We start from the raw sequence: 19182 nt of genomic DNA, 5'->3' as shown, positions 1-19182 counted from the left end.
GATTTTAGATGGTCGACCTAACTTGCCCGTTCGGCCTCAAGCCAGTGGCGTCCGGGCAGGGCCGCGAAGAGCTGTTGAGTATATTCGTGCTGTGGTGCGGCAAAGAGCTTCGCCGTTTCGGCGAATTCGACGATCTTACCGCGTTGCATGACGGCGATGCGGTCGCAGAGCCGCGCCGCCACGCGCAGGTCGTGAGTGATGAAGAGGATGGCGATGCCGAACTGATCGCGGATATGTTCCAGCAGGTCGAGCACCTGAGCCTGCACCGAGACATCCAGCGCGGATACGGCCTCGTCGGCCACCAGGATTTCGGGTTCCATGGCCAGTGCACGAGCAATCGCCAGGCGTTGGCGCTGGCCGCCGGAGAACTGATGCGGATAGCGGTCGAGCGCATTGACGTCGATGCCGACGATCTTGAGTAGATTGCGGGCGCGCTCCAGCGCCTCGGCTTGCTTGATTCCGTAATTCAGCGGACCTTCGATAATCGACTGGGCCACCGTACGGCGCGGATTGAGCGAACGATACGGGTCCTGGAACACCACCTGGATACGGCGGCGGAAAGGATGCAGCTGCCGCACATTCAGATGAGCGATATCGGTATTGTCCAGGATCACCTGGCCGCCGGTCGGGTCGATCAGGCGGGCGACACAGCGGGCCGCGGTCGATTTGCCCGATCCGGACTCGCCGACAATGCCAAGGGTCTGGCCTTTGTAGAGCTTCAGTTCGATCCCGTCGACGGCGCGCACCTCGCGGGTGCCCTTGAACATGCTGCGGGTGACGTAAAGCTTGCTAAGATTTTCCGCACTCAGTACCGGTTCGGCGGTGATCGGTGTGGCCTCGCGCGGTTTCAGGCGCGGCACTGCATTGATGAGCATCTTGGTGTAGTCATGCTGCGGCCGATACAGCACGTCATCGGTCTTACCGCTTTCGACCACTTCGCCATACCGCATCACCACCACGCGGTCGGCAATATCGGCGACAACGCCGAAATCGTGCGTGATGAACAGAACGCCGGTGCCGCGCTTCTGCTGCAGTTCGCGCAGCAACAGGAGAATCTGCGCTTGTGTGGTCACGTCGAGCGCCGTGGTCGGCTCGTCGGCGATCAGCAGGGCCGGCTCAAGCGCCAGCGCCATAGCAATCATCACGCGCTGGCGCTGACCGCCGGACAGCTGGTGCGGATAGGCATTCATCAGGCGCTCTGGATCGGGTAGATGCACGTCGGCAAACAGCTGCTGCACGCGTTCTTCGGCGCTGACGCCGCGTCCTTTCCAGTGGTGCGCCTTCAGGAGTTCGACGACCTGGTCGCCAACCCGGTGCACCGGGTTGAGCGCCGTCATCGGCTCCTGGAAGATCATCGACATGCGGCTGCCACGCAAATCGCGCAGCCGCGCCTTCGAAGCCTTGCGCAGGTCTTCGCCTTCCAGCCGGATGTCGCCACTGACCACGGGCAGGCTGCCCAGCCCCATCACTGTGCTGGCGGTGACCGACTTGCCGGAGCCCGACTCACCCACCAGGCAAACGATTTCGCCCGGCATGACCTCGAAGCTGACATTCTGAACGGCTAGGCTGCGGTCGCCGCCCCTGGGCAGCGCGACCGACATGTTTGTGACGCTGAGAACCGGCGCCGGCATGGTCTCGGTCATCGGTTATGCTCCCAGCCGCTTTTTCATGCGCGGGTCCAGCGTATCGCGCAGGCCGTCGCCGAGGATGTTGACCGCCAGGATGGTGACGGCCAGGAAGCCGCCTGGGAAGAGAATGATCCAGGGTGCGCGCTGAAATACGCCGCGCCCCTCGGCAATGATGTTGCCCCAGGTCGGAATTTCCGGTGGCAGGCCGGCACCCAGGAAGCTCAGGATGGCTTCGACCAGGATGGCGGAGGCGCAGATATAGGTGCCCTGCACGATCAGCGGCGCGATGGTGTTGGGCAGGATATGCTGGATCAGGATTTTCACGGTCGGTGTGCCAAGGCCGACGGCGGCTTCGACATAGGGTTCTTCGCGGATCGACAGCACCACGCCGCGTACCAGACGGGCAACGCGCGGAATTTCCGGAATCACGATGGCGACGATCACGGTGATCAGCGAGGCGCCCGACAGCGACACCAGCGCGATAGCCAGCAGGATGCCCGGGATGGCCATCACGCCATCCATGGCGCGCATCATGGGGCCGTCGAGCCAGCGGATGTAGCCCGCAGTCAGGCCAATGACCAGACCGATCGAGATGGCGATGGTCGCCACCACGGTGCTGACCAGCAGCGAAATCCTCGCCCCATGTACCACGCGGGTCCAGACATCGCGGCCCAGCATGTCGGTGCCCATCAGGAACTCGTCCGAGGGGCCGCGCAGGCGGAACCGCGGCGCGATGCTGCCGGGGTCATGTCCGGTGAGCAGCGGCGCCAGCAGGGCCACGACCAGCAGCAGCAGAAGGATGCCGCCGCCAATCAATACGGACGGGTTGCGGAAGGCCGCATGACGGAAAATTTGCTGCATGGTCAGTAACGAATCCTGGGGTCGAGCAGCACATAGGCGACGTCGATCGCCAGGTTGATCAGTACGTAGACACCGGAGAAAACCAGGATCACGCCCTGGATGATCGGATAGTCGCGACCAAGGACGGCATCGACCACCAGGCGGCCGATGCCGGGGATGTTGAACACGGTTTCGGTGATCACCACGCCGCCGATCAGCAGGGCAAAGCCGATGCCGATTACCGAAACGATCGGGATGGCGGCATTGCGCAGGGCGTGGCGCACCAGCACCACATGCTCCTTCAGGCCTTTGGCATGGGCGGTGCGGATATAATCCTCGTTCAGCACCTCCAGCATCGCAGTGCGGGTGATGCGGGCAAACAGAGCGATGTAGATGAAGCTGAGTGTCACCGTGGGCAGGGCAATGCGTTCCAGGAAGGCCGGCAGGCCATCGCGCAGCGGGGCAAAACCTTGGGCCGGGAACAGATCGAGCTTCATCGAGAAGAAGAACACCATGATGTAGCCGAGCACGAAGACCGGGATCGAGAACCCGGCCACCGACAGGGCCATGATGCCGCGATCGAACCAGCTGCCCTGTTTCCAGGCAGCCAGAATGCCCATCGGAACGGCGACGGCGATAGCGAAGATCAGTGTGGTCAGCGCCAGCGACATGGTGGGTTCGACGCGCTGGCCGATCATCGTGGCAACTGGCTGTTTGGACAGCACAGACTTGCCGAGATCGCCCTGCGCAAGCTGACCGATCCAGGTGATGAACTGTTCCGGAATCGGGCGATCCAGGCCCAGATCGGCGCGAATGGCGGCGATGGCTTCGGGTGTTGCCGTGTCGCCGGCCAGGATCGCGGCCGGGTCGCCCGGGCTCAGGCGCAGCAGCAGGAAAACGAAAATGGCCACCACCCCCATGACGGGGATGGCGGCCACCAGACGTGAAAGAATGAGACGCAGCATGGAAAACTAATACGCAACAATCATGCCAGCGAAATCACTCTACTGCTTTTCGATGTTCCAGAGTACGTAGGCCGGGCTCGGCAACATCCCCTTGATGTTCTTGCGCACGGCAGACGGCTGGAAGTATTCGCCGAGCGGGATGTAGTGCACCATTTCATAAAGGCGCTTCTGCACGGCTTCCGCGATGGCCTTCTGCTTGGCCGGATCGGGTTCGCGGGCATAGGAATCGCGCAGCTTTTCCATTTCGGCGTCTTCGGTCCAGCCGAAGAAGCCGCCCTGCTTGCCCAGACCTTTGGTGCCGGCATTGGCGATGGGGTTCATCATGTCGGCAGTGCCCCAGGCGGTGTGGAAGATATGCCAGCCGCCCTGGTCGATCGGATCCATTTTGGCGCGGCGGCCGACCAGCGTCTGCCAGTCCATCGACTGCACTTCGATATTCATGCCGATGGCGCGCAGCAGGGGGGCCGAAACCAGCGGCAGCTGGTTGATGCTGTTCAGGTCGGTCGGCGCCATGATGACGATCTTCTCGCCCTTGTAGCCGCTTTCCGCGAGCATCTTCTTGGCCTTGGCGACATCGGCCTTTTTGGTGCCGACAGCGCCGGCAGTGGTGGCCAGCGGAGTCGAGCAGCCGAAGATCGCGCCGCAGACCTTGTAATATTCCGGATCGCCGACCTGGGCGGCCAGATAATCCTCCTGCTGCACGGCATGCAGGATGGCCTGGCGCACCTTGACGTTATCCAGCGGCGGCTGCAGCCAGTTCATGCGCAGCATGTAGTTCATGCCGAGCGGCTGCAGGTTGCGGATTTCGATGTCCTTCTGCTTCTTCAGTTCCGGCAGCAGGTCGAAGGCTGGCTGTTCCCAGATATCGACCTCACCCTTAATCAGGGCGTTCATGGCGGTCTGCGGATCGGCGATGGTCGTCCATTCGACGCGGTCGACCTTCACGACCTTGCCGCCGCTGGTGAAACTGGCCGGCTCGCTGCGCGGCTTGTAGTCGGGGTTCTTCTCGTAAACCACCTTCACACCGGGCTGGAACTCGGCCTTGATGAAACGATAAGGACCCGAGCCGATCTCTTCCGGCACGTTCTGACTCGCCGGAGTATCGGCCATGCGCTTGGGCATGATGAAGGGCACGTTCGAGCTGGGCTTGCCCAGCGAATCGAGCACCAAGCCGTAGGGCTCTTTCAGAACCAGCTGGAAGGTGGTGTCGTTCACCGCCTTCAGCTCCTTGGTATAGGTAAACAGCTTCTGGCCCATCGTGTCGTTTTTCGACCAGCGGGTCAGCGAGGCGACCACGTCGGCCGAGGTGACCGGAGCGCCGTCGTGGAACTTCAGGCCGGGGCGCAGGGTGAAGGTATAGGTGAGCTTGTCGCCGCTGATCTCGTACTTGTCGACCATCTGCGGCTTGACCTGCATCTTGTCGTCGACCGCAAAGAGCGTGTCGTAAATCATGTAGCCATGATTGCGCGACATAAAGGCGGTGGTCAGGATCGGATCGGTAATGCGCAGGCCGGCATGCGGGATGAAGCGCAGCACCTTCTTGTTGTCCTGCGCGACGGCCTCCGTGGCGGCGCCCGCCAGCAGGCCCAGGCCGATGCTCAGACCGATGGCTGAAACGAGCATATGGAATCGACGCGTACGCATAGCACTCCCCCTTGTCATTGTTTGACCGCTAATGAAAGCTGATCATGGTATGTAGGCTTCGGTCAAGAAGGAGTTTGCCTTTCTGTCAGGCAGTTGCGGCAATGCCCTTTCGCTGTGCAGCATGCCCGTTGCCATGGCGTCCATCGTATAACCAGGAGACATTGGTCCATGTCGAAGACTCGTGACTGTTCCGGGCTTTATCGTATGGGTGGAGGGATCGTCCGATGAATGTTTTCATTGCCTGCCTGGGCACAGAGACCAACACCTTTTCGCCGCTGCCAACGGCTGAAGCCGGCTTCCGGGAATGGATGCTGTATCGGGGCGATGCAACCAAACGGCCCGAGAACCTTTTCTCGGCTCCGTTGCATGTCTGGCGGCGTGCGGCCGAGGCGCAGCAGGCCACTGTCAGTGAAAGCCTCTCGGCTTTTGCCCAGCCGGCCGGCGTGACGGTTCGCAAGGTCTATGAAGGCTTTCGCGACGAGATTCTGGTTGATCTCAAGGCCGCAATGCCGGTGGATATTGTGCTGCTCAGCCTGCACGGTGCCATGGTGGCCGATGGCTATGATGACTGCGAAGGCGACCTGCTGGAAAAGATCCGAACCATTGTTGGACCAAAGGCCGCGGTCGGCGCCGAACTCGATCTGCATTGTTCCATTACTGAAAAAATGCTGACCAGTGCCGATGCGCTGATCACCTTCAAGGAATATCCACATACCGACAGCAAGGAACGGGCGCAGGAGCTTTACAATATCCTGCTGGCCAAACATCAGGGCGTGGCGAAGCCGGTGATGGCCGTGTTCGATACCCGCATGATCAACCTCTGGCGCACACCGGTCGAGCCGATGACCTCCTTTGTGCGCGAAATGCAGGCCCAGGAAGGCAGGGATGGCATTCTTTCGGTCTCGTTTGCACATGGTTTCCCGATGCAGGATGTGCCTGATGCTACCGCCAAGATGATCGTGATCGCGGATGGCGATGGCGCCAGGGCAGCTGCGGTGGCGGAAAAGTTCGGCCGCAAGATATGGAGCCTGCGCGAGCAGACGGCGACGGAAAATCTGAGCATCGATGCCGCTCTTGACCGTGCCTCGGCGGAAACGGCGAAGCGCCCGGTGGTGCTGGCCGATGTCACCGACAATCCTGGTGGCGGCGCGCCCGGCGATGCCACATTCATTCTGCGCCGCATCATCGAACGGGGCATCGGAAATGTGGTGAGCGGCCTATACTGGGATCCGATGGCGGTACGCTTCTGCTGCGATGCCGGCGAAGGTGCCGTCTTTGATCTCCGTGTCGGTGGCAAATGCGGGCCGAGTTCGGGCGATCCGCTCGACCTGAAGGTGACGGTGAAGCGGATCATCAAGGATGGCATGCAGCCGGCCTTGAGCGGGGCGGTACCGATCGGAGATGCCGTCTGGCTGCAGATGGAGGGGGATCGCGACCTGGTGCTGATCTCGACTCGCACGCAGACCTTCCATCCGGATGCCTTCGGCCAGTTCGGCATCGATGTTGCCGGCAAAGCGATCATCGTGGTCAAGTCGACGCAGCACTTCCATGCCGGCTTCGCGCCGATTGCGGGCGAGATTCTGCATGTGCAGGCACCGGGTGCGATGCGCTCGGATTTTGCCGATATCCCGTTCCAGAAGGTGCGTGGACCGTATTGGCCGCGCGTCGCCGATCCGTTCGCCGCCGAATAACACCGCCAGCAAAAAGAGTCTCTCCATGTCCTCGAATCTGAATCGTACGCTGCAATTCCGTAAATCCGCTGCCAGCAGCCGCCGCGGCGTTGTGGCGGCACAGAACCAGGCGGCCGCCGATGTCGGTGCTGCCGTGCTGCGTGATGGCGGCAACGCTATCGATGCGGCCGTTGCCACCTCTTTTGCGCTGGGTGTGCTGGAGCCGTGGATGAGCGGCATCGGCGGTATCGGTTACATGCAGGTCTGGGATGCAAAAAAGAAAAAAGCCCATGTAATAGACTTCAGCGCGATCAGCGCGGCCAAGCTCGATCCGGCCGACTATCCGCTGCTGGGTGGCCAGGACGACAGTATGTTCGGCTGGCCAACCGTCTTGGAGGATCGCAACATCTTCGGCTATCCCTCCATGGCCGTGCCGGGCCTCGTGGATGGCATGCGGTTGGCGCTGGAAACCTTTGGCACCCGCAGTTGGGCCGCCAGCCTGGCGCCGGCCATCGCGCTGGCGCAGCGTGGTATGGAAACCGACTGGTTCCTCAGCCTGCAGGTGACCAATGCGGCGCGGCATCTGGCGAAGTCGCCAGCGGCAAAGGCGGTTTTCCTGGCCGATGGCTTTCCACCGGTGGCTGAAGCCAGTGTCTATCTTAAGAACGATGCGCTGTTGGCGACGCTGCAGCGCCTGGCCAAGGCAGGTGCCCGCGATTTCTACGAAGGTGAACTGGCAAAGGGCATCGCCGGCGATCTGGCCGAAGGCGGCTCGAAAATCGATGCCGTTGACCTCAGCGGCTATCGCGCCCGCCTGACCGAACCATTGCGTTATGACTACGGCGGCAAGACGCTGCTGCTGCCACCCAATCTTACCGCCGGACCGTCTTTGCGCGATGCCTTTGAAGTCGCCGGCCCGAAACTGGATCGCACAGGCTTGGGTGCGCAGAGCTATATCGCCTATATCGAAGGCCTGACGGAGGCTTATGAAAAACGTCTGGCCGGCATGGGCGATGCCGACAATGGCAAGAGCTGCACCAGTCATTTCTGCGTGGTCGATGGCGATGGCAATATGGTGGCGGTAACCCAGACGCTGCTCGCCGCCTTCGGCAGCTGCACGATGCTGCCGGGCAGCGGCATCACCATGAACAACGGCATCATGTGGTTCGACACCCGGCCCGGCCGGCCTAATTCCATCGGTGCGGGCAAACGGCCCTTAAGCAATATGCTGCCGACCCTGGTGCTGGATGGCGACCGGCCCTGGCTGGCCGCCGGCGCCTCAGGCGGCCGCCGCATCATGCCGGCGGTAATGCAGATACTGTCCTTCCTGATCGACTACAAGCTGCCGCTGGAGGCCGCCTTCCACCAGCCGCGTATCGATGCCAGCGTGCTGGGGCAGCCCTGGTTCGATCCGCAGCATGACCCGGCCATACAGGAGGCGATCAGGGCCCGCTTCCCCGGCGCGCTGCCCAAGCGGCGCGATCCGCTGCCATTGCATTATGCCTGCCCCAGCGCCGTGATGTTCGGTTCTGACGGCCTTTGCAGCGGCATGGTCGAGATCGCGCAGCCTTGGGCGAGCGTTTCAGCAGCCTGATTATCCCGGAATTCCGGAATTAATACTTGCGGGGTTGCCTGAAACCCGGCGGCGCCGTATATCCCGGCGCCGAAGGAGCTTTCGCATGGACCGCCAGCGTTTCGAAGGTTTTATCTATCTCGCCGGTTTTATTGCCTGCGTGCCCGCCGCCAATTGGCTGATCGGCAATGTCGGTACCGTCTGTGTGCCGCAGGGGCCGTGCCTGATTCCGGTCGCCCCGTTCGGGATCACAGCCCCGAGCGGCGTGCTGATGATCGGCCTGGCACTGGTGCTGCGCGATCTGGTGCAGCGTCGCCTCGGCAAGAGCTGGACGCTGGGCGCCATTCTGGTCGGCGCAGCGCTGTCGGGGCTGGTGGCGCCGCCGGCGCTGGTACTCGCGTCCGCAGTCGCCTTCCTGCTGTCGGAACTGGCGGATTTCGCAGTCTATACGCCGCTGCAAAAGCGCGGCCTGATCCGCGCCGTGGTGTTGTCCAGCCTGGCCGGCCTTTGCGTTGACTCCGTCGTCTTCCTCTATCTGGCTTTCGGCAGCCTCGACTATCTGGCTGGCCAGATCATCGGCAAAGCCTGGATGGTGCTGCTCAGCATTCCGGTGATCCGGCTCTTGCGCGATCGCGACCAGCGGCTCGGCATCGCCGCGGCATAACAAAAAAAGGCGGCCTTTACGAGCCGCCTTTTTCTTTGCTGTTTGCCTTTTCGGCTTTCATCTCGGCGATGGCCTGCAGCCAGTATTCGGTATCCTCGTATTGCGTTGGGTCGGACACGCCGGCGAGGTGGAATGCCTCACGCCGTTCCACACAGGTGCCGCAGCGCCCGCAATGCTGCTCGCCGCCCTTGTAGCAGCTCCAGGTGAGATGGTAGGGCACGCAGAGCCGTACGCCCTCGGCCACGATGCCGGCCTTGTCGGTACCAGTGAAAGGCGCATACAGCTCGATCTCCCACATATCTTCCAGTGCGCAGGCCTGCATGATGCGGAAAGCCTCGACGAAGGCGGGGCGGCAGTCGGGATAGATGAAATGGTCGCCGCTATGGACGGCAATCCCCACTGCGTCGGCCTGGGCGCCGGCGGCAATGCCGAAAGCGATACTGAGCATGATGGCATTGCGGTTCGGCACCACGGTGGACTTCATGTTGTCCTGTGCGTAATGCCCATCGGGCACCGCATCTCCGCCACTGATCAGCGAGCTTGAGGTCAGGAAGCGGCCAAGTGCCGTGATATCCACCACATCGTGGCGGGCGCCAAGTTCGCGGGCGATCCGTGCCGCATGCTCGATTTCACGCCGGTGCCGCTGCCCGTAGTCGAAGGAAATCAGGCGATCGAGCCTGCGCTCGGCCGCCACCTTGTAGGCCAGCGTGACGGAATCAATCCCGCCGGAGCAAAGAACGACGGTCTTGCTCATGCGGTGGCCAGCCGGCCAGTCTTGCGTCGCCGCAGTTGCAGCAGCGTGACCGTAGCGAGCAGGACGAAGGCCGGGATGTAGATCAGGTGCTTGCTGGGGCGATCAGCCGGCAGCAGCACATGCTCGATGGTGAAACCGCTTTCCAGGCCGACGCGCTTGGCGGCCGAGCCGAATTTGATGGCACCAACCTGCAGGCGGTCGGCCATCGGCACCAGAGTGAGACCGGCATCGGCCAGCCGCTTGCGGCCGTCACCCGGGGCGGCCAGCGGCAGGCTGATGGTTTTGGTGACATCCTCCCCTTCCAGCGTGGTGCCGGCCACCACCAGCAGGATGCGACTGTCTGCCGCCTGACGGCCGGCGAGCTCGTAGATCTGTTTGGCCGGCGCCTGCGTGTAGGGCTCATAGAGCTTGTCCATGAAGAAGCCGGGCCGGAACATGGCGAAGCAGATCAGCAACAATGCGACGGATTCCCACAATTTGCTGCGGATCAGGAACCAACCCATGGTCCCGGCGGAAAACAGCAGGATGGCGACGGTCGAAACGACCACCACCAGCGCGGCTTCGGCACCATGGTCGATATCGATCAGCAGCAGCTGCGGATTGAAGATGAACACGAAGGGCAGTACTGCGGTGCGCATCGAATAGATGGTGCCCTGCAAGCCTGTCTTGATCGGGTCTTCGCCTGAGATCGCGGCGGCCGCAAACGAGGCGAGCCCCACCGGCGGTGTCACGTCCGCCATGATGCCGAAATAGAACACGAACATATGGACGGCGATCAGCGGAATGGCGAGGCCGGCCTGGGCGCCGAGCTCGACGATCACCGGCGCCATCAGGGTGGCAACCAGGATGTAATTCGCCGTGGTCGGAATACCCATGCCGAGGATCAGGCAGATGAAGGCCGTCAGGAACAGCATGATCATGACATTGCCACCCGACAGGAACTCGACGAAGTCGGTCATCATCAGGCCCATGCCGGTCAGCGTCACGGTGCCGACAATGATGCCTGCTGTTGCCGTGGCGATGCCGATGCCGATCATGTTTCGGGCACCGAGATTGAAGCCGTCGACCAGGTCGACCAGGCCCTGCTTCAGGGCTGTGGCGATCTCGTGGCTGCTGCGGAAGACCGTAATGATCGGACGCTGCGTCACCACAATGGCCATCACCGATGCGGTGGCCCAGAAGGCCGACAGGCCCGGCGACAATTCCTCAACCATCAGGCACCACAGCAGCACAATGATCGGCAGAGTGAAATGCAGGCCGGTGCGGGCCACGGTCCAGGCTTCAGGAATCTTGATGTTCGGATTGCTGGCGTCGTCGAGTTCCAGGTCGGGGAACCTGGCGGCATACCACAGCGATACAAGATACAAACCGATGCCGCCGATGCCGAGCAGCCACGGTGCGGCAGCGCCGAACAGCGCCTGAATGCCGAGAATGGCGTAATACAATGCGCAGATGAAGGCGACGGTGCCGCTCCAGCCAAGCATCTGACGCAGCCAGAATTCACCGCGCGGCCGGTTCACCGCACGTTCCAGCGGCTTGGCGTTGATCTTCTGCGCTTCCAGATCGACGATATAAAACAGCGCGATATAAGAGATTACGGCGGGCAGGAAGGCGTGCTTGACGATATCGGAATAGGGCAGGCCGACATATTCCGTCATCAGGAAGGCGGCGGCCCCCATCACCGGCGGCATGATCTGGCCGTTGACTGAAGACGCCGTTTCGATGGCGCCGGCCTTCACCCCGGACAGTCCGGTGCGCTTCATCATCGGGATGGTGAAGATGCCGCCGGATACCACGTTGGATACCGACGAGCCGGAGACCACGCCGTTCAGTGCCGATGAAACCACCGCGACCTTGGCCGGGCCGCCACGCAGGTGGCCCAGCAGGGCAACGGAAATCTGCATCATCCAGTTGCCGCCGCCGGCCTTTTCCAGCAGCGATCCGAACAGCACGAACAGGAAGACGAAACCGGTGGAAACGCCGAGCGCGACACCGAATACACCTTCGGTGGTCAGCCACTGATGCTGCAGGAATTTGGTGAGCGATGCGCCTTTATGCTGGATCACATCCGGCATCCAGGGGCCGGCGAAGGTAAAGGTGATGAAGACCGCAGCGACGATCACCATCGGTGGGCCGAGCGAGCGGCGGGTGGCTTCCAGCAGCAGCAGAAGGCCTACGCCCGAGGCGACGAGATCGTACCAGGTGGGCTGGCCAGGCCGTAGCGCCAGGTCACGGTAGAACAGGAACAGGTAGGCGGCGGCGAAGGCGCCGGCCAGGGCAAAGATCCAGTCGAAGAGGGGAATGTAGCTGCGCGGCGAGCGCTTGAAGGCGGGATAACAGGTGAAAGCCAGGAAGACCGAGAAGCCGAGGTGGATGGCGCGGGCTTCGGTGTCGTTGAGGATGAAGGCGCCCAGCAGAAAGGGCAGCGGCGAGGCATACCAGACCTGGAATACCGACCAGGCGACGGCAACCGCCAGGATAATGCGGGCAACGCCGCCTTGTGGATTCCGGCCGCCGAGATCGGCTTCCTTCACAAGCTCCTGCAGCTCCTGCTCGGTGGCGGGCCGGTTGGTTGTGCTGGCGGTCATGGCAATCCCCGGAAAATTCAGTGCGGTCTTCTACTTAAAAAAAAGCCGGCCCGTTCCTGGAAACGGGCCGGCTCAGCCTGCATGCCTCGGGCTTACATCAGGCCCTTTTCCTTGTAGTACTTCACGGCGCCGTCATGCAGCGGGGCCGAGTTGCCGTTCTTGATCATCGCCTTCTGATCCAGGCTGGCGAAGGCCGGGTGCAGCTTCTTGAACTCGTCGAAGTTCTCGTACACGGCCTTGACCAGCTGATAGACGGTCTCGTTGTCAACCTTGGTCGAGCTGACCAGGGTGGCGAGCACGCCGTAGGTCTGGGTCGGCTGCGGATTGTTGTTGTACAGGCCGGCCGGGATCGTCGCCTTGGCGTAGTACGAATTCGCCGCGACCAGCTTGTCGACCGCCGGGCCGGTCAGTGAAACCAGCTTGGCCCCGCAGGTCGTGGTCGGATCCTGGATGTTGGCCGACGGATGGCCGACGGCATAGAAGAAGCCGTCGATCTTGTTGTCGCACAGCGCCGGGCCATGCTCGTCAGCTTTCAGCTCGGATGCCAGCGCGAAGTCGGTCAGCTTCCAGCCCATCGCGCCGAGCAGCTCTTCCATCGAGTTGCGGGTACCCGAACCGGGGTTGCCGACGTTGAAGCGCTTGCCCTTGAAATCCTCGAACTTGGCGATGTTGGCTTCCTTGCGGGCCAGCACCGTGAAGGGCTCCGGATGGACCGAGAACACCGAACGCAGTTCGGTGAATGCGCCGGCATCCTTGAACGAGCCGACGCCCTTGAAGGCCTGGTAATGCACGTCCGACTGGGCGGCGCCGAAATCGAGTTCACCGGCCTTGATGGTGTTGATGTTGTAGGACGAGCCGCCGGTCGATTCGACCGAGCAGCGGATACCATGGGCCTTGCGGTCCTTGTTGAGCAGGCGGCAGATCGCGCCGCCAGCCGCGTAATACACGCCGGTCACACCGCCGGTACCGATGGTGACGAATTTCTGCTGCGCCATGCTGGCGCCGGGCAGGGCGGCCAGCAGGGCCGCGCCGAGTGCACCGATCGCGAGGCGCTTGGTTTCAAACAGCATGATAACTTCTCCTCCGTGAGTGGCCGACTACCGAGATTGGCGGGGCCAGGCTTTACTGCTGACGCCGTTCAGGGACTGCGGAAGTCCAGGAACGGCAGTATCGGGACAGACGCGGGACCGGGGCTGCCGGTTTCGGATTTCCGAATTCCCTGGCAGACCATGAACCGGGGCCGCTCCCCGTAGCGGCGTCGGTCAGTTCCTGAGCCCTGTGATAGCTGAACCGTACAGCTTTTCTGCCATGCGTATCGGTGCCATGTCCATAACCCAAGGGTATGGAGACGATTTAGGGGGATTTCGTCAAGCCCGATATGCCTTTTCGGCAGGGCCGAGCACCCCGGAAATGGCCTTTTCAGTCAGGGCCAGCATGGCACTGAATTTCCGCGCCAGAACCGAGGCGGGCTGGTGCTTAGCGCGCATGGTATGCACCGTGAAATCAATTCGTGGTGATAGCGGGCGGGCCACAACCAGCGCCGGATCATGGGAGGCTGCGGTATACTGGTCAACGATCGCCACGCCGGCCCCGCGCGATACCAGGGCCAAAGCGATCTGGTTCGTTTTGACCTCGACGATCGGTTGCAGTTCGACGCCGGATAGCTTGACTGCGGCGCTGAAAGCGGCACCCAGCGGATCGTCACTGCGCAGGCCGATAAAGGGATGCTTGCGGAACCAGTCGATCTTCACCGTCGCCGGCAGCTGTGTTTCCATTGCCTTCGGGAAAATGCCGTAGAACTGCGCTGGCGCCAGAGTCTGGATATCCAGGCCGGGATGCGCCTGGATGTCGAAGCCGATGCCGAGATCGACTTCGTGGTTCAGCACCACGCGAACCAGATCAGCATATTGCCGGCTTTCGACCTCGAAGCTGACATCGGCATGTTTCTGGCGGAAGCGGGTGATCGCCAGCGGGATGAGATCGACGCAAAGCGCGGGGGCCGCCGCGATGCGCAGATGCCCGCTGGTGGCGGCACCGAGATTGCGCGACAGTTTGCGCAGGTTGTCCAGCCCGCTGATGATGCGTTCGCTTTCAGCATGCAGAATCTGGCCCTCGCGGGTCGGCAGCAGGCGGCCCTTCACGCGGTCGAACAGCTTGTAGCCGAGCTGATCTTCGGCGCGCAGCAGCAGCCGCGTGGCGGCCGGTTGCGAGATACTGAGCAGCTTGGCGGCCGCGGTGATCGTGCCGGTCAGCATGATGGCGTGGAAAACTTCGAGATGGCGCAGTTGCATGGTTGGTCCGGATACAGGCGGCGCCGGATGGCGAGCCAGGAAGGAATACCGGGCAAGACATGGCATAACGCAATGTTATGGGCAACCGCCGGATCGGCAGTGGCAGCCGGTGGCAGGGCTGCCTAGCTTGGGATGACCGCTGCCGGGCCATGCATCCCTGCGGCGCGCCCAAGCGTTGTGTAACGTGGAGCGTCGCATGGATATCGTGGTGATCGGTTCTGGCGTGGTGGGGATGACGACGGCCTGGCGGCTGGCGCGCGACGGCCATCGCGTCACCGTGGTGGATCGTGCACCCGCTACGGCGCAGGGCGCCAGTCATGCCAATGGTGCGCAGCTCAGTTATTCCTATGTCGCGCCGCTGGCCGGTCCATCCGTGTGGTTCGATCTGCCGAAATACCTGTTCGGCCGCAACTCGCCGATGCGTTTCCGTCCCACCTTCGAATTGTTTCAGTATCGCTGGCTGCTGAGGTTCATGGGCGCCTGCACGCAGCAGGAAGCACTGGCCACCACTGACAAGCTGCTGCGCCTGGCGTATCTGAGCCGCGACGTGCTGCATGCGGCATCCGATATCCGCGGCCTGGATTTTGCCTGGAATAAGGCCGGCAAGCTGGTGGTGCAGGGCAACGCTGCCGGTCTGGCCGGAGCGCAGGCGCAGGTCGAATATCAGAGCCGTCTGGGCAGCGTGCAGCAGGTGCTGGATCGCGACGCCTGCATCAGGCTGGAACCGGCGCTGAAGGGCATCGCGCATCGCATCGTCGGCGGCGTCTATACCGTAGACGAGGAAGCCGCTGATCCCTACCGGCTGTGTCAGGGTATCGAGGGGCTGCTGTCGGGCGACAACAGCGATGTGCGCTTCGTCTATGGTGCCAGGGTACGCCGCCTGCTGCGGAGCGGTCGCCGCCTGCTCGGTGTTGAAACCGCGGATGGCAATGTGCTGGAAGCCGATGCCTATGTGCTGGCGGCCGGCGCGGCCAGCCGGCGGCTCGGTCTCACCGCCGGCCTCGATCTGCCGATCTATCCGATCAAGGGCTATAGCCTGTCATTGCCGATTGCCAATGACGATGCGGCCCCGCGCGTCTCGGTCACTGACACCGAATACAAGGTGGTCTATGCCAGGCTGGGTGCAAAGCTGCGCGTCGCCGGCATGGCCGATATCGTCGGTACGGATGAGAGCATTGATCCGCGCCGGCTTGGCCAACTGGTCGCGCAGGCGCGCGAAACCTTCCCGTTGGCTTCCACCTGGCAGCAGATGGAGCCCTGGACCGGCCTGCGGCCGGCGACGCCCCGGGGCCTGCCGATTCTCAATACCAGCGGCATCGACAACCTGCTGCTGAATGTTGGCCATGGTGCGCTTGGATTCACGCTGGCCTTCGGTTCGGCCGAGGTAATTGCCGCAGCCCTCGCCGGCCGGTCGTCGCCGGTACCGACCGACGATTTCTCGCTCGCCGCCGCCTAGCGCAGCGCTGCCAGATAGGCGCGCGCGGTTTTTGCATCGGCGATGCTGCGGCCCATCACGCCGGCGACCTGCACGGTCTGGCGGATTAGCGCGGCATTGTCGGGTGCCGTGCTGCCGTCGCTCAGCAGCGTATTGTTCTCGAAGCCCAGCCGGGCATGGCCGTTGAGGCCGAGCGCGGTCAGCGCGCAGGCCGATTCTTTCGGCCCGAAGGCGCAGACCGCAAAGGCACCGTCGCTGCTGCTCCAGTCATGCATGAAGGGCAGCAGATCGGCCGGCTCCGAACGTTGGCCGGCGGTATAGCGGCCGAGCACGAACAGCACGAAATGTTTGTCGCCCGGAATGACGCCGCGCGCCTTCAGTTCGTGGAAACGCTGTACGTCGGTGTCGGCATAGAGGATGTACTGCATCATCACGCCGGCCTTGTAGAGTTCGGTCAGGAAGGCGGCGCCTTCCGCTTCGGCCTCGGCATCGGGCAAGATTTCGCGCACCGCCAGCGAACAGGCTTCCGGAATCAGGGCGCGCATCGCCGCCATCTGCTGATGGCGGTCGTATAAGCCGGCTGCTTCGGAGGTGGCCTGGATGATCAGATCGTCGCCGGCCTCGCGCCGCACCGCCCGGATCGCCTCACGATACAGTCCGGCATCCAGCGAGTGCCTGCCGCTGCCCGGTTCGCGGACATGCAGGTGGATCATCGCGGCGCCCGCATCCAGGCACTGCGCAGCGCAGGCGCCGAGTTCGTCGGCGCTGAGCGGTACGGCGGGATGATCGGGCTTCAGTTTGCGCGCGCCGTTCGGGGCGACGGCGATGATGGCGGTGGTCATGCTGTTCATCAGGCGACGCTCTTCAGTGCGGTGTCGACGGTATCGCCAAGCAGTTCGACGATCTGGCTGATGTCGTCCTTGCGGCAGATGAAAGGCGGGGCCAGCAGCACATGATCGCCATGCAGACCGTCGATGGTGCCGCCCATCGGATAGACCATCAGGCCGCGGTTCATCGCTTCCTTCTTGATGCGGGCATGCAGCTTGAGGGCCGGATCAAAGGTCGCCTTGCTGGCGCGGTCCTGCACCAGCTCAATGGCCTGGAAAAGGCCGCGACCGCGGATATCGCCGATATGGCGGTGGTTGCCGAAGCGGTCCTGCAGGCGGTCCATCAGATGTGCGCCCATCGCCTTCACGTTGTCCAGCAGGTGGTCGCGCTCGATCACCTCCTGCACGGCCAGTGCGGCGGCGCAGGCCATCGGATGCCCAAGATAGGTATGGCCGTGCTGGAAGAAGCCGGAGCCATTCCTGAAAGCGTCGAAGATATGCTGGCCGAGCAGCACGGCGCCGATTGGCTGGTAGCCGCCGCCCAGGCCCTTGGCGATGGTCATGATGTCGGGCGAAATGCCCTCCTGCTCGCAGGCATGCAGCGTGCCGGTCCGGCCCATGCCGCACATCACCTCGTCAAGGATCAGCAGCACGCCGTAGGTGTCGCAGATTTCGCGGATGCGCTTGAAATAACCCGGCACGGCGGTGACGGCACCCAGTGTGGCGCCGACCACCGGCTCGGCGATGAAGGCAATCACACTGTCCTTGCCGAGTTCGAGAATCTTGACTTCCAGTTCCTCGGCCACGCGCTGGCCATAGTCTTCCGGCGTTTCGTCGGGACGACGGTCGCGATAGTCGAAACAGGGCGAAATGTGGTGCGCATCGATCAGCATGGGCGCGAACTGCTGGCGTCGCCAGGCATTGCCGCCGACCGACAGCGCACCCACCGTGTTGCCGTGATAGCTCTGGCGTCGGGCGATGAAATGCTGGCGTTGCGGCTCGCCGCGCTCAACATGATACTGCCGCGCCATCTTCAGGGCGGCTTCGATGGCTTCCGATCCGCCGGACACATAATAGGTATGGCTGATGCCCTTCGGTGCATTGGCAATCAGCTTGTCGGCCAGTTTCTCAGCCGGCTCGGTGGTGAAAAAGCTGGTATGGGCGAAGGCCAGCTTGTCGGCCTGCTCATGCATGGCGCGCGTGATGTCAGGATGGCCATGGCCGAGGCAGCTCACGGCTGCGCCGCCCGAGGCATCGATATAGCGCTTACCCTCGGCATCGATGATGTGGATGCCTTCGCCGCCCACGGCGACCGGGTAGGTATGATTGATGGCGCGATGAAGGATGCGACTCGTCATGACTTTGGCTTTCTGCGTTGCGGCCGGCGGGACCAGTAGGTGGAAAAGGCGTCGAGCTGATGCTCGGCATTGCGGATGGCGCTCAGCGCCTGCTCCCCACCGCGTGCCGCCACCAGGGCGATCAGTGTTTCGGCGACGGAAAATGCAGGTGTGATGGCATGGAAGAATGACGGTGTCTCGGTCGGCACCAGGGTGCAATTGCGTGCGATGGCGGCGACCGGCGAAACCCGGCTGTCGGTGATCGCCACGACGGCGACCCCGTGCTTGGCCGCATAGGCCGCCCGCTCGACGGCTGCCGTGGTATAGGGCGCCACGCTGACCACCAGCAGCACGTCTTTCGTACCGGCATGGCGCAGGGCATCGAAGCCGGTATCGCCGGCGCCATCCAGCAGCACGCCGTTATCGCGGAACAGGCCGTGGACGTAATGAGCGTGGAAGGCGACGGCATGACAGGAACGCAGGCCGAGGAAATAGACCCGCCGCGCACCCTCGATCAGGGCGGCGGCGGCGATCAGCGCCGCGATCCCGGCTTCATCGTGACTGCCAGCGATATGGTCGGCCATGGTCCAGCCGATCTGGGCGGCCAGCGCGCCGTCGCCGCTCTGCTGCTGATGCTTTTGCAGCCGGCCGGCGCGATGACTGAACTCGGCCGTATGAATTGGGCGACGCAGGGCACTGGCCTGCACATCCCGGAAGGCGGCGTAATCGGCAAAACCGAGCTGGCGCGCCAGGCGCGTCATCGTCACCGGCGGCACGCCGGCGCGGCGGGCCTGTTCGCGCATCGATAGCAGGGCCACATCGTCGGGATGATCGAGCACGAATTGCGCGGCTGTCTGCAACTGCGGCGGCAGGCTGGCGAAAGCCTGGGCGATGCGATCGCCCAATGACAGGGCGGTCTGGGGGGCGTCCGGTGAGGCAGGGAGGGACATGGGCTGATTGAAGCGC

The 19182-nt window shown here is 63.0% G+C and carries 15 protein-coding genes; 4 read left to right on the top strand and 11 right to left on the bottom strand.

Translation table 11 applies throughout. The features are described from left to right. Positions 1 to 17: 17 nt before the first annotated feature. From OJJ21_RS14955 to OJJ21_RS14940, 4 genes are read right to left on the bottom strand one after another with little or no spacing between them, the layout of a single operon-like run. Positions 18 to 1643 (bottom strand): ABC transporter ATP-binding protein, encoded by a 1626-nt coding sequence (locus tag OJJ21_RS14955; RefSeq protein ID WP_297687385.1) that lies wholly within the window; start codon positions 1641 to 1643, stop codon positions 18 to 20. 3 nt (positions 1644 to 1646) lie between these two features. Continuing rightward, entirely contained in the window at positions 1647 to 2489 is an 843-nt protein-coding gene (locus tag OJJ21_RS14950; RefSeq protein ID WP_297687384.1) for an ABC transporter permease, read from the bottom strand. 2 nt (positions 2490 to 2491) lie between these two features. Continuing rightward, positions 2492 to 3433, bottom strand: a complete 942-nt coding sequence (locus OJJ21_RS14945) for an ABC transporter permease (RefSeq protein WP_297687383.1) — start codon at positions 3431 to 3433, stop codon at positions 2492 to 2494. A gap of 39 nt (positions 3434 to 3472) precedes the next feature. Further along, positions 3473 to 5077, bottom strand: a complete 1605-nt coding sequence (locus OJJ21_RS14940) for an ABC transporter substrate-binding protein (protein WP_297687382.1) — start codon at positions 5075 to 5077, stop codon at positions 3473 to 3475. Between the two features lie 224 nt (positions 5078 to 5301). On the opposite strand from OJJ21_RS14940, the gene OJJ21_RS14935 reads away from it, so the two are divergent. The 3 genes from OJJ21_RS14935 (at position 5302) to OJJ21_RS14925 (ending at position 8984) form a co-directional block, all read left to right on the top strand. Beyond that, positions 5302 to 6768: a M81 family metallopeptidase gene (locus OJJ21_RS14935; protein ID WP_297687381.1), complete on the top strand. Its 1467-nt coding sequence runs from the start codon at positions 5302 to 5304 to the stop codon at positions 6766 to 6768. A gap of 25 nt (positions 6769 to 6793) precedes the next feature. Continuing rightward, positions 6794 to 8341 carry a gamma-glutamyltransferase gene (locus tag OJJ21_RS14930; protein ID WP_297687380.1) on the top strand — a complete coding sequence of 516 codons (1548 nt, stop codon included), beginning with the start codon at positions 6794 to 6796 and terminating at the stop codon, positions 8339 to 8341. An 85-nt stretch (positions 8342 to 8426) separates the two neighbouring features. After that, positions 8427 to 8984, top strand: a complete 558-nt coding sequence (locus tag OJJ21_RS14925; protein WP_297687379.1) for a VUT family protein — start codon at positions 8427 to 8429, stop codon at positions 8982 to 8984. A gap of 16 nt (positions 8985 to 9000) precedes the next feature. Here OJJ21_RS14925 and queC read toward each other — a convergent pair whose 3' ends face one another. The 4 genes from queC to OJJ21_RS14905 form a co-directional block, all read right to left on the bottom strand. Continuing rightward, on the bottom strand, positions 9001 to 9738 hold the full coding sequence (gene queC / locus OJJ21_RS14920) for a 7-cyano-7-deazaguanine synthase QueC (protein WP_297687378.1): 738 nt from the start codon (positions 9736 to 9738) through the stop codon (positions 9001 to 9003). Beyond that, positions 9735 to 12326 carry a TRAP transporter permease gene (locus OJJ21_RS14915; RefSeq protein ID WP_297687377.1) on the bottom strand — a complete coding sequence of 864 codons (2592 nt, stop codon included), beginning with the start codon at positions 12324 to 12326 and terminating at the stop codon, positions 9735 to 9737. The genes queC and OJJ21_RS14915 overlap by 4 nt, the downstream gene beginning before the upstream one ends. A 92-nt stretch (positions 12327 to 12418) precedes the next feature. Continuing rightward, positions 12419 to 13396, bottom strand: coding sequence for a TAXI family TRAP transporter solute-binding subunit (locus tag OJJ21_RS14910; RefSeq protein WP_297687376.1), 978 nt, complete (start codon positions 13394 to 13396; stop codon positions 12419 to 12421). Positions 13397 to 13693: 297 nt separating this feature from the next. Then, a complete protein-coding gene (locus OJJ21_RS14905) occupies positions 13694 to 14617 on the bottom strand; it encodes a LysR substrate-binding domain-containing protein (protein WP_297687375.1) in 924 nt (307 codons plus the stop codon). A 196-nt stretch (positions 14618 to 14813) separates the two neighbouring features. On the opposite strand from OJJ21_RS14905, the gene OJJ21_RS14900 reads away from it, so the two are divergent. Next, positions 14814 to 16073: a D-amino acid dehydrogenase gene (locus OJJ21_RS14900; RefSeq protein WP_297687374.1), complete on the top strand. Its 1260-nt coding sequence runs from the start codon at positions 14814 to 14816 to the stop codon at positions 16071 to 16073. Here OJJ21_RS14900 and OJJ21_RS14895 read toward each other — a convergent pair. Genes OJJ21_RS14895 through OJJ21_RS14885 form a run of 3 tightly spaced genes read right to left on the bottom strand, consistent with a single transcriptional unit; the run spans position 16070 to position 19166 of the window. Further along, positions 16070 to 16903, bottom strand: a complete 834-nt coding sequence (locus tag OJJ21_RS14895; RefSeq protein WP_297687373.1) for a 3-keto-5-aminohexanoate cleavage protein — start codon at positions 16901 to 16903, stop codon at positions 16070 to 16072. The two genes, OJJ21_RS14900 and OJJ21_RS14895, sit on opposite strands and share 4 nt — an antisense overlap. Continuing rightward, on the bottom strand, positions 16903 to 18237 hold the full coding sequence (locus tag OJJ21_RS14890; RefSeq protein ID WP_297687372.1) for an aspartate aminotransferase family protein: 1335 nt from the start codon (positions 18235 to 18237) through the stop codon (positions 16903 to 16905). Before OJJ21_RS14890 ends, OJJ21_RS14895 begins: the two co-directional genes overlap by 1 nt. Then, on the bottom strand, positions 18234 to 19166 hold the full coding sequence (locus OJJ21_RS14885; RefSeq protein WP_297687371.1) for a MurR/RpiR family transcriptional regulator: 933 nt from the start codon (positions 19164 to 19166) through the stop codon (positions 18234 to 18236). The genes OJJ21_RS14890 and OJJ21_RS14885 overlap by 4 nt, the downstream gene beginning before the upstream one ends. Positions 19167 to 19182 lie beyond the last annotated feature (16 nt).

This window comes from Ferrovibrio sp. (genome assembly GCF_025869515.1).
Classification (GTDB): domain Bacteria; phylum Pseudomonadota; class Alphaproteobacteria; order Ferrovibrionales; family Ferrovibrionaceae; genus Ferrovibrio.
The sequence above is the reverse complement of the archived record's forward strand: the minus strand, read 5'-3'. Positions and strand labels throughout refer to the sequence as shown.

Coding starts and splice junctions, on each gene's coding strand:
- OJJ21_RS14955 (WP_297687385.1), bottom strand. CDS start 1,643: ATGACCGAGACCATGCCGGCGCCGGTTCTCAGCGTCACAAACATGTCG.
- OJJ21_RS14950 (WP_297687384.1), bottom strand. CDS start 2,489: ATGCAGCAAATTTTCCGTCATGCGGCCTTCCGCAACCCGTCCGTATTG.
- OJJ21_RS14945 (WP_297687383.1), bottom strand. CDS start 3,433: ATGCTGCGTCTCATTCTTTCACGTCTGGTGGCCGCCATCCCCGTCATG.
- OJJ21_RS14940 (WP_297687382.1), bottom strand. CDS start 5,077: ATGCGTACGCGTCGATTCCATATGCTCGTTTCAGCCATCGGTCTGAGC.
- OJJ21_RS14935 (WP_297687381.1), top strand. CDS start 5,302: ATGAATGTTTTCATTGCCTGCCTGGGCACAGAGACCAACACCTTTTCG.
- OJJ21_RS14930 (WP_297687380.1), top strand. CDS start 6,794: ATGTCCTCGAATCTGAATCGTACGCTGCAATTCCGTAAATCCGCTGCC.
- OJJ21_RS14925 (WP_297687379.1), top strand. CDS start 8,427: ATGGACCGCCAGCGTTTCGAAGGTTTTATCTATCTCGCCGGTTTTATT.
- queC (WP_297687378.1), bottom strand. CDS start 9,738: ATGAGCAAGACCGTCGTTCTTTGCTCCGGCGGGATTGATTCCGTCACG.
- OJJ21_RS14915 (WP_297687377.1), bottom strand. CDS start 12,326: ATGACCGCCAGCACAACCAACCGGCCCGCCACCGAGCAGGAGCTGCAG.
- OJJ21_RS14910 (WP_297687376.1), bottom strand. CDS start 13,396: ATGCTGTTTGAAACCAAGCGCCTCGCGATCGGTGCACTCGGCGCGGCC.
- OJJ21_RS14905 (WP_297687375.1), bottom strand. CDS start 14,617: ATGCAACTGCGCCATCTCGAAGTTTTCCACGCCATCATGCTGACCGGC.
- OJJ21_RS14900 (WP_297687374.1), top strand. CDS start 14,814: ATGGATATCGTGGTGATCGGTTCTGGCGTGGTGGGGATGACGACGGCC.
- OJJ21_RS14895 (WP_297687373.1), bottom strand. CDS start 16,903: ATGAACAGCATGACCACCGCCATCATCGCCGTCGCCCCGAACGGCGCG.
- OJJ21_RS14890 (WP_297687372.1), bottom strand. CDS start 18,237: ATGACGAGTCGCATCCTTCATCGCGCCATCAATCATACCTACCCGGTC.
- OJJ21_RS14885 (WP_297687371.1), bottom strand. CDS start 19,166: ATGTCCCTCCCTGCCTCACCGGACGCCCCCCAGACCGCCCTGTCATTG.